10 protein-coding genes are annotated in these 8,330 nt (G+C 34.0%); 1 reads left to right on the top strand and 9 read right to left on the bottom strand.

Annotation, left to right across the window (positions count from 1 at the left end):
• Positions 1 to 699, top strand: a 699-nt coding sequence (locus VFS71_RS18280) for a M48 family metalloprotease (RefSeq protein WP_326403062.1), incomplete at its 5' end; no start/stop codon positions are given.
• Positions 700 to 774: 75 nt separating this feature from the next.
• Here the strand turns inward: VFS71_RS18280 and VFS71_RS18275 are convergent.
• The 9 genes from VFS71_RS18275 to recF form a co-directional block, all read right to left on the bottom strand.
• Positions 775 to 1,602, bottom strand: a complete 828-nt coding sequence (locus tag VFS71_RS18275) for an energy transducer TonB (protein WP_326403060.1) — start codon at positions 1,600 to 1,602, stop codon at positions 775 to 777.
• 280 nt (positions 1,603 to 1,882) lie between these two features.
• On the bottom strand, positions 1,883 to 2,434 hold the full coding sequence (locus VFS71_RS18270; RefSeq protein WP_116797322.1) for an RNA polymerase sigma factor: 552 nt from the start codon (positions 2,432 to 2,434) through the stop codon (positions 1,883 to 1,885).
• Entirely contained in the window at positions 2,425 to 3,531 is a 1,107-nt protein-coding gene (locus VFS71_RS18265; RefSeq protein WP_326403064.1) for a glycosyltransferase, read from the bottom strand. The genes VFS71_RS18270 and VFS71_RS18265 overlap by 10 nt, the downstream gene beginning before the upstream one ends.
• Positions 3,532 to 3,607: 76 nt before the next feature.
• Positions 3,608 to 4,222 (bottom strand): FMN-binding negative transcriptional regulator, encoded by a 615-nt coding sequence (locus tag VFS71_RS18260; protein ID WP_326403059.1) that lies wholly within the window; start codon positions 4,220 to 4,222, stop codon positions 3,608 to 3,610.
• A gap of 11 nt (positions 4,223 to 4,233) precedes the next feature.
• Entirely contained in the window at positions 4,234 to 4,680 is a 447-nt protein-coding gene (locus VFS71_RS18255; protein WP_326403058.1) for a GNAT family N-acetyltransferase, read from the bottom strand.
• A gap of 28 nt (positions 4,681 to 4,708) precedes the next feature.
• The gene (murB, locus tag VFS71_RS18250) at positions 4,709 to 5,722 is read right to left on the bottom strand and encodes a UDP-N-acetylmuramate dehydrogenase (RefSeq protein WP_326403056.1); all 1,014 of its coding nucleotides are present in this window, start codon (positions 5,720 to 5,722) and stop codon (positions 4,709 to 4,711) included.
• Positions 5,723 to 5,757: 35 nt separating this feature from the next.
• Positions 5,758 to 6,429, bottom strand: coding sequence for a DUF2461 domain-containing protein (locus tag VFS71_RS18245; protein WP_326403054.1), 672 nt, complete (start codon positions 6,427 to 6,429; stop codon positions 5,758 to 5,760).
• A gap of 8 nt (positions 6,430 to 6,437) precedes the next feature.
• Positions 6,438 to 7,136 carry a thioredoxin domain-containing protein gene (locus tag VFS71_RS18240; RefSeq protein ID WP_326403053.1) on the bottom strand — a complete coding sequence of 233 codons (699 nt, stop codon included), beginning with the start codon at positions 7,134 to 7,136 and terminating at the stop codon, positions 6,438 to 6,440.
• 81 nt (positions 7,137 to 7,217) lie between these two features.
• Entirely contained in the window at positions 7,218 to 8,297 is a 1,080-nt protein-coding gene (gene recF / locus VFS71_RS18235) for a DNA replication/repair protein RecF (RefSeq protein WP_326403063.1), read from the bottom strand.
• Positions 8,298 to 8,330: the final 33 nt, after the last annotated feature.

Raw genomic sequence — 8,330 nt, 5'->3', positions numbered from 1 at the left:
GTAGATAAAATGGATGCTGAAAATAAAGTGGCAGGGCCTACAGATCCTTACGCGATTCGTTTAGCTAAAGTTTTTGGGAAATACACAAAAGGGGAGTTTTACACCTTGAATTATAAAGTGTATCTTACTAAAGATATCAACGCTTTTGCAACTGCAGATGGTAGTGTACGTGTTTTTTCTGGTTTGATGGATGTAATGGATGATAATGAATTAATAGCGGTAATTGGTCATGAAATTGGTCACGTTAATAATCATGATTCCAGAGATGCCATGAAAGCGGCGTATCAAAAAGAAGCTTTGATTGATGCTGCAGCTTCACAATCTACAAAAGTAGCTGCTGTTACCGATAGTCAATTGGCTAAAATTGGTAGTGCGATGATTGATAGTAAATACAGTCGTAAACAAGAATCAGAAGCCGATTTATTTGCATATGAATTTATGAAAAAAAATGGATATGATGTAAATGCTGAGGAATCTGCTTTTAGAATATTGGCTAAAATGAGTGAAGGTGCTCAGAGTTCATTTATTGATCAAATGATGAGTTCGCATCCTGATTCTAGTTTACGAGCGGATGAAGCCAAAGCAAGGGCAGAAAAAGACGGTTTGTATAAACTTTATGTAAAAAAGCCTGCTGTAACAACTCCAGTAAAAAAAGCAACAACGACCAAGAAGAAGAAAACTACTAAAAAGAAAAAATAAAATTTCATATAAGACCTATTAAAAAAGAGAAAGCTGAACTTCAAAAGTTCAGCTTTCTCTTTTTTAATTTAAAGCCTAATTAGGCTGAATCGTAATTGGTAAATTATAGGAAGTTCTAACCGCCTTGCCTTCAAACATACCTGGAGACCATTTCGTTTTTAATGATTTCAAAACACGAATAGCTTCAGCTCCTAGGCCATAACCAGGGTCTTTTAAAACTTTTATATCCGTCATACTTCCATCTTTTTCAATAACAAATGAAACACTTACTCGGATTGCATTTTCGCTTTCTAATTCTGGTTTTTCAAAATTATTGCCAACATAAGTGTAGAATTTTTTGATACCACCCGGAAATTCAGGCATTTTATCAACCATATTACTAGTTAGGATGGAAGTGTCGGTAATGCCAGAATTACTTGTAATAGCTGTGCCAGTTGAAGGAGTTGTTCCTACACCTGCACCACCTGTGTTTGCTGTACTGGTGTCAATAGTGTTTTTGAGTTCGGTATTGGTAGCAATTTTTTCTGGTGTTGCCAATGCGGCTTGAACGATTTCAGGATTTATAAGTTGTGCATTGGTGTTTATGTTCTCTGTAATTGGTCTTTTAATTTCAGGAATAACCACTTCTTCGACTTTTGCTTCAGGTAGTACATAAGGATCAATATCCACGACTACAATTTGTGGTAAGTCGGGGACTAATGATGGAATCCGATGTTCTGGATTTAGATAATTATAAACCATTGGTATACTAATGGCCGCAGTCAAAAGTGATACTCCCATAAAGAGCGCAAATAAGGATGTCTTTGTGTTTTCTTGGCGTAAATGATACGCGCCGTACTCTTTGTTTCTGTTTTCGAATACAAGGTCAATCCAGCTAGTTTCGAAGATGTTTGATTTAGACATAATTCATGGATTTAATGGTTAAGTAATAATTAAATCATAAGCTAAAGTAGTTTTAGTTTCTAACGCAAATAACAGGAATTTTAGTATATGGGAATGTGATTATATTTTTAATAAAATTGTTAAATAGGTATTGTTTTGAGTAAATATAGAAATATTTATTGAATATAACTACGATTATTTAACAAATTAAGTTCTGTTAATATAATTAAGTTTTCGAAATTCTAATGTAGTTGGGTAGTGTGTTTTTCTAACTGCTGGTTAGCAAGATCTTTTGATGAAATTATCTTCTATTCTGTATAATTTCAGAAAGTAATTTTTTGGCACGAAGTAATTTGATCTTTACATTGCTTAACGGCTCGTCTATTTTATTGGCAATTTCCTGGTAACTCATTTCCTGAAAATAACGTAGCTGAATCACTTCTTGATAATGAGGTTTCAATTCTTTAATGAATTGCAATAGTTGTGAAAGATTTTGTTCGGTAATTAATACATCTTCAGCCGATGGAGTAGTATCGGCTACATTATAGGCAGTTTGGTCTTGCTCGTCTGTGATTTCAATAAAAAGGCTTGATTTTTTTTTGCGGATTAAATCGATATGAACATTCTTGGCAATAGAAATCAACCAGGTATTGAATTGAAATTCGGAGTTATATGTGGCTATTTTATCAAATGCTTTGGAGAATGTTTCTATGGTAATGTCTTCAGCAGTGGTTTCGTTTTCAGTGCGTTTTAGCATAAAACCATATACCTCATTCCAATAGTAATCCAATAGAAAAGTAAAGGCAACTTGATTTCCTTTTTTTGCTTTTTCTATTTGTTTGCTTATTTCCAATTCGCAGGTTTTGAGAAGATATTGGTTATAAAGATATTAATTTGAGTGAATATAAGTATAATTTCTATAATTGGATACCAATACATCACATCTTTTTCTTTTAATTTTCCAGCTGCAAATCCAGTAACAATCCAAGTAATTAAATATCGAGACCCAATAAGGCTTAATACTAATATCCATTGAAACTGAAAAGCTAGTAATACTATCGGTAATAACAGAAACAACAATTGTGAACTAAAGAAAAGTCCTAATTGTATTTTGTCAAATGTTTTGTAATATTTGGCAGTGGCAACATGTCTCCTTTTTTGAGTAAACCAATCTTTAAAAGTGGTTTTTGGAGCTGAATATGTGAAGCTTTCTGAAGAATAAGCAATTGTTGTATTGTCTGAATCTGCTGCTTGATTAATGAATAAATCGTCATCTCCAGATCGAACTTGGATATGATCGATAAAACCGTTTACATTGAAAAATTCTTCTTTTTTATACGCTAAATTACGGCCTACACCCATATAAGGTTTGCCCATTTTTGCCCATGAAAAATATTGGGTGGCAGTAAGCAAAGTTTCGTATCGGATTATCTTATTCAAAAAAGAATTAGCTATTTTTTCATAACCTCCATAGCCTAAAACGATGGTTCTTTGTTTTGTAAATTGGGAACTCATAGCTGTTATCCAATCTTTGGAAGTGGGATAGCAATCGGCATCAGTAAATAACAGATATTCTTTTTTTGCGGCTTTAATACCCAGCGTTAAAGCATATTTTTTGTTTCCCCAAAAAGCTTCGTTATTTTTTACTTTAACCAAACGAATGTTAGGGTACTGTTTTTCAAATTCTTCAAAAATGTCCAAAGTGTTATCTCTCGAAGCATCATCTATCAAGACAATTTCAAAATCTGGATAATTTTGTTCAGCCAATAAAGGAATGTATTTAATAACATTTTCTTCTTCGTTTTTGGCACAAACAATTACAGAAATTGGAATGTTTTTAGGTTCAATTTCCTGCGCTCTTGCAAAAGAAAATTTTGCAAAAACTACTAGATAATAAAAAAGTTGAATGACAACTATTGCAATAAAAAAATATAAAGTAAAGGTTAGCATCATTTGTATTTTTTGGCTTTTAAAAACGATTGCAAATGTAATTAGCAATTGTCAATTATCAATGTAAAATCAGTAATTACTTTCTATTTTTAGCCATTTCTTTTGCTACAGCCATGGATTGAGGGTTTTCTGTTTTTTCTAATTCGGAAATAATATTGGAATAATTTTTGTCATCTCGGTTTTGCGACATTTTGGTTTGCGCTTGAATTTCTTCTATTTTGATTTCAAAAGCTACAATTCCTCGGGTCTGCATCATTGTTTTCTTTGATAAATCAGCTACACGAACAGGACATTTGGAATTTTGCTCATACTTGTCCACAAGTTTGGTCAGCGTATCGATTACGGCGTCTCCTTCAATGATTTTTATTTTTCCGTAAATATGAACGGCCGAGTAATTCCAGGTTGGGACATTTTCGTGGTCGTACCAAGATGGAGAAATATAGGAGTGAGGTCCTGTAAATACTGCTAAAACTTGGTTGTTAGATTCAAATGCTGTCCATTGCGGGTTCTCTTTTGAGATGTGTCCCATCAAAACTTCTTCACCTTCTTTGTTGATTTCTAGCTCTAATGGAATGTGGGTTGCCCATAATTTTCCGTTAGTTTGATTGATGAGAATACCAAAAGCATTTGCTTTTAGAAATGTTCTGATTGCTTCTTTATCTTCGTTTTTATATAAATCTGGAATGTACATTTTTATAGATTTTAAAGTGTTTTTTGAAAACAAACAGCGTCTAAACGATTTACGTATTTACCGTAGTTTGGTATTTTTATATAGTTTGAATTCATATAAAATGAACAAGCTTCTTTATTTTTCACTCGTGTTTCCAAAACCAATTCTTCATAATCCAACTCTTTTGCTTTTGTTTCCAAAAAAGACAAAATGGATTGTCCAATATTTTTTCTGGGATATTTGGCAAACATTCGTTTTACTTCTCCTCTTTTTTCAGAAAGCGGTCTAATTGCTCCGCATCCCACAATTTCAGAATTTAATTCGGCTATTACAAATACGTATTTAGGATTGTTGTATTCCCAATCTGTAAATGAGTTTTTGCCGTCGCTTCCAAATCGTTCATAAAGATTTTGTAATAATTCTTCTATTATAGAATAAGCGCTAGGATCATTTGGATTTGAAATTTTTATTACCAGCATCTTTACCCGAATGAAATTATTTTAGCATTTATATTATGTTCACTTCAGCTTCAATGTGTATTCCAAATGTATTGAAAACAGTGTTTTGAACAGTTTTGGAAACATCCAAAATTTCTTTTCCTGTTGCATTTCCATAATTTACAAGAACGAGAGCCTGATTTTTATGAATTCCGGCGTCGCCAAAACGTTTTCCTTTTAAACCAGCTTTTTCAATCAACCAACCTGCAGGAACTTTGACTTCTGTTTCTGAAATATCAAAGAATCTCATTTCTGGAAAATTTTGGTGGATTTTTTCAAAATCAGACTTTAAAAGTATTGGATTTTTGAAAAAACTACCGCTGTTTCCTAATTCGGCAGGGTCAGGTAATTTACTTTTTCTAATAGCAATTACTGCATTACTCACGTCTTTTAAGCCGGGAGTTGTAATATTGTTTTTGGTTAATTCGGCGGTGATGTCTCCGTACGAAGTATTTATTTTATGGTTTTGTTTCGTCAGTTTGAAAACAACAGAAGTTATAATGTATTGATCTTTTACCTCGTGTTTGAAAATGCTTTCTCGGTATCCAAAATTACATTCTTCTTTGGTGAATGTTCTCATTTCCTGATTTTCGATATTTATCGCTTCACAGGAAATAAAAGTGTCTTTCATTTCGGTACCGTAGGCTCCTATGTTTTGTACAGGTGTTGTGCCAACGTTACCGGGTATAAGTGACATGTTTTCGATTCCGCCAAAGTTTTGGTCTATCGCCCAAAGTACAAATTCGTGCCAGTTTTCGCCCGCTTGACTTTCGACCCAAACATAATCGGCATCTTCTTTCAGTATTTTTTTTCCTTTTAAATCAATATGGATTACGAGAGCTTCGATATCTTTTGTCAAAAGCATATTGCTTCCTCCGCCAAGAACGAATTTCTTTTGGTTTTTGTTTTGTTCCAAAATGCTTTTCAATTCGGAGACACTGTGAACGGCAACAAATTGTTCGGCTTTGGCTTCAATGCCAAATGTATTGTAGTTTTTTAAAGAAAAATTATTTAAAATCTCCATAAAGAATTGTAATTAAGAGTGTTTTGCTTTTGGATTTATTCCGAATATAAAGCTCTGTCGATAAAATTATTGAAAGGTTTCAATGCCATCATTTTTTCTACCATTATAGATACAAAATCTTTTTGAGTCACCAGTTTGGTGTCGAATGTTTGTGTAGCAGTAAAGCTTTTTAATTTCAGGAATTCGATGGCTGGATCTTCTTTGTCATAGCCTTTCGGCGGATTTTTCAAAGTTGAATTCTCGTCCCTGTTTAGACTTTGATATGTGGATTGAAACTTTTTGTCGTTTATAATTTCGACCAAATCATCATAGAAAAAGTGAATTTCTTTTCTGATTTTTTGAAGTTGGTCAGGTTGTGGGCAATATATTCCACCTCCAACAAAACATTTTCCGTTTTCTATATGGACATAATAACCTGAAGCTTCAGTGTGTTTTGAACCTGCAGATATCCAAATTCCCAAATTCGTTTTGTAGGGTGATTTGTCTTTTGCAAAACGAACGTCACGATTGATTCTAAAAACGCAGTTTTTGACTTCCAACATCTCTAATGAAGGATCAAGGGGTTTAAGTGCATCAAGAAAATCAGCGACCAATTGATAGTAGTCTTTTTTTACGGTTTCGTAACGTTTTTTGTTTTCAAGAAACCAATCACGATTGTTGTTGGCTTTTAAATCTTCGAGGAATTGTAAGGTGTCTTTTGATAGCATAGGCCGGTTTATTGTAATTGGTTTTTTAAATCCTCTTCACTGATGAATCCAGATTTTTGCCATTTTATTGCTTTGTTTTTATACAATACTAAAGTAGGAAGTTCACTGATTTTCAATTCCTGCATAATGGTTTTGTTTTCGTCGGCATTCAAGCGGATGATAACCACTTTATCGGCCATTTCTTTTTGCATTTTTAGGATATAAGGCTCCATTTTTTTGCAGGGAGCACACCAAGGAGCGTAAAAACTAACCAATACTTCTTTGTCGGATTTTAATAATTCGGCATATTCCTGTGGACAAACACCAATAATTTTAGTGTCAGGTTTTGCCAATCCTGCCGCCTCCCATTTGAGCATTCCGCCGTCAAGGTTGTAAACGGTTGTAAAGCCCAATTCAGCTAATTTTTCGGATGCTTTGATACTTCTTCCACCACTTTTGCAATACACAAAAACGGGTTTTGTTTTGTCGTACTTGTCTGTTCTTAAAACAAAACTGTCGCTCAGCCAATTCACATTGTCGGAGTTTTCGATATGTCCCGTTGCGTATTCCTCGGGCGTGCGAACATCTAGGATTTGGGCATTTGGAGTTGCTTTTATTTTCTCTGAATAAGAAGTAACATCAATAGTTTTAACTGCTGGTGACGTTTGTCCGTTGCAGGAAAATGCAATAAAGCAAATAACAAATAAATATAGGTGACTAATTTTCATCGGGGTGTAAGTATTATTATAATTTGTGTAAAATTAAGCAATTTTTACTTTTTTGAATCTTTAAGTAATCTTAAATAAAAGTTACAGATTGAAAATAGTATAACTCTGGAGTGTCGATTTTACGATTGTTTCCGTACGTTCGGGATGTGTATCGGATATAAAAAGTTGTCCAAAGGTGTCATTGTTGACCATTTCGATTATTTTGGACACGCGATTTTCGTCTAATTTATCGAAGATATCGTCAAAAAGCAGAATGGGTTTTACGCCACTTTGTTTTTTTAAGAATTCAAACTGTGCAAGTTTCAATGCTATCAAAAATGATTTTTGCTGTCCCTGGGAACCAAATTTCTTAATCGGATAATTGTCGATTTCAAATGACAGGTCGTCTTTATGAATGCCTATACTGGTGTATTGCAGCATTCGGTCTTTATTGATGCTTTGTTGTAAGAGCGTCAATAAATCATTTTCGAATAAATGGCTTTCATAAATCAACTGAACGGATTCCTGTGAACCCGTAATATTGTGATGGTGAAAGTTGAAAATGGGAATGAACTCGGCAATGAAAGCTTTTCTTTTTTCGAAAATGGATTGGCCAAATTCGGTTAGCTGTTCATTATATATAGATAAGGTATCATTATCATAGGTGTGGTTCAGTGCAAAATACTTTAATAAGGCATTGCGTTGGCTCATTACCTTTTGATATTGGATGAGTTGTTGCAGATAGTGTGGATCTAATTGGGATATCACGCTGTCCATGAATTTTCTTCTGGTTTCGCTTCCTTCCACGATTAAATCTCTGTCCGCTGGGGAAATAATAACCAAAGGGATGAACCCAATGTGATCCGAGAATTTATCGTAGGCTTTTCCATTGCGTTTCAGTATTTTTTTTTGGCCTTTTTTGAGACTGCAGACAATTTGTTCGGTTCTTTCGTTCTTTTCAAATTCGGCGTCAATGACGAAAAACTCTTCGCCGTGTTTGATGTTTTGAACGGCTAGCGGATTGAAATAACTTTTTCCGTACGACAAATGATAAATGGCATCCAATACATTGGTTTTTCCGATGCCGTTTTTGCCTACAAAACAGTTGATTTTGCTGTCAAACTCGAAATTGGCTTCGGAAAAGTTTTTGTAATTGAATAAAGATATTTTTTTTAAATACATCTGAAGTTCTTGCTGTAATTGTTGACTTTGAAG

This window comes from Flavobacterium sp., assembly GCF_035760125.1.
Classification (GTDB): Bacteria; Bacteroidota; Bacteroidia; order Flavobacteriales; family Flavobacteriaceae; genus Flavobacterium.
This window is presented reverse-complemented; position numbering and strand designations above follow the sequence as displayed.

Coding starts and splice junctions, on each gene's coding strand:
- murB (WP_326403056.1), bottom strand. CDS start 5,722: ATGGAGATTTTAAATAATTTTTCTTTAAAAAACTACAATACATTTGGC.
- VFS71_RS18265 (WP_326403064.1), bottom strand. CDS start 3,531: ATGCTAACCTTTACTTTATATTTTTTTATTGCAATAGTTGTCATTCAA.
- VFS71_RS18255 (WP_326403058.1), bottom strand. CDS start 4,680: ATGCTGGTAATAAAAATTTCAAATCCAAATGATCCTAGCGCTTATTCT.
- VFS71_RS18245 (WP_326403054.1), bottom strand. CDS start 6,429: ATGCTATCAAAAGACACCTTACAATTCCTCGAAGATTTAAAAGCCAAC.
- VFS71_RS18260 (WP_326403059.1), bottom strand. CDS start 4,222: ATGTACATTCCAGATTTATATAAAAACGAAGATAAAGAAGCAATCAGA.
- VFS71_RS18275 (WP_326403060.1), bottom strand. CDS start 1,602: ATGTCTAAATCAAACATCTTCGAAACTAGCTGGATTGACCTTGTATTC.
- recF (WP_326403063.1), bottom strand. CDS start 8,297: ATGTATTTAAAAAAAATATCTTTATTCAATTACAAAAACTTTTCCGAA.
- VFS71_RS18240 (WP_326403053.1), bottom strand. CDS start 7,136: ATGAAAATTAGTCACCTATATTTATTTGTTATTTGCTTTATTGCATTT.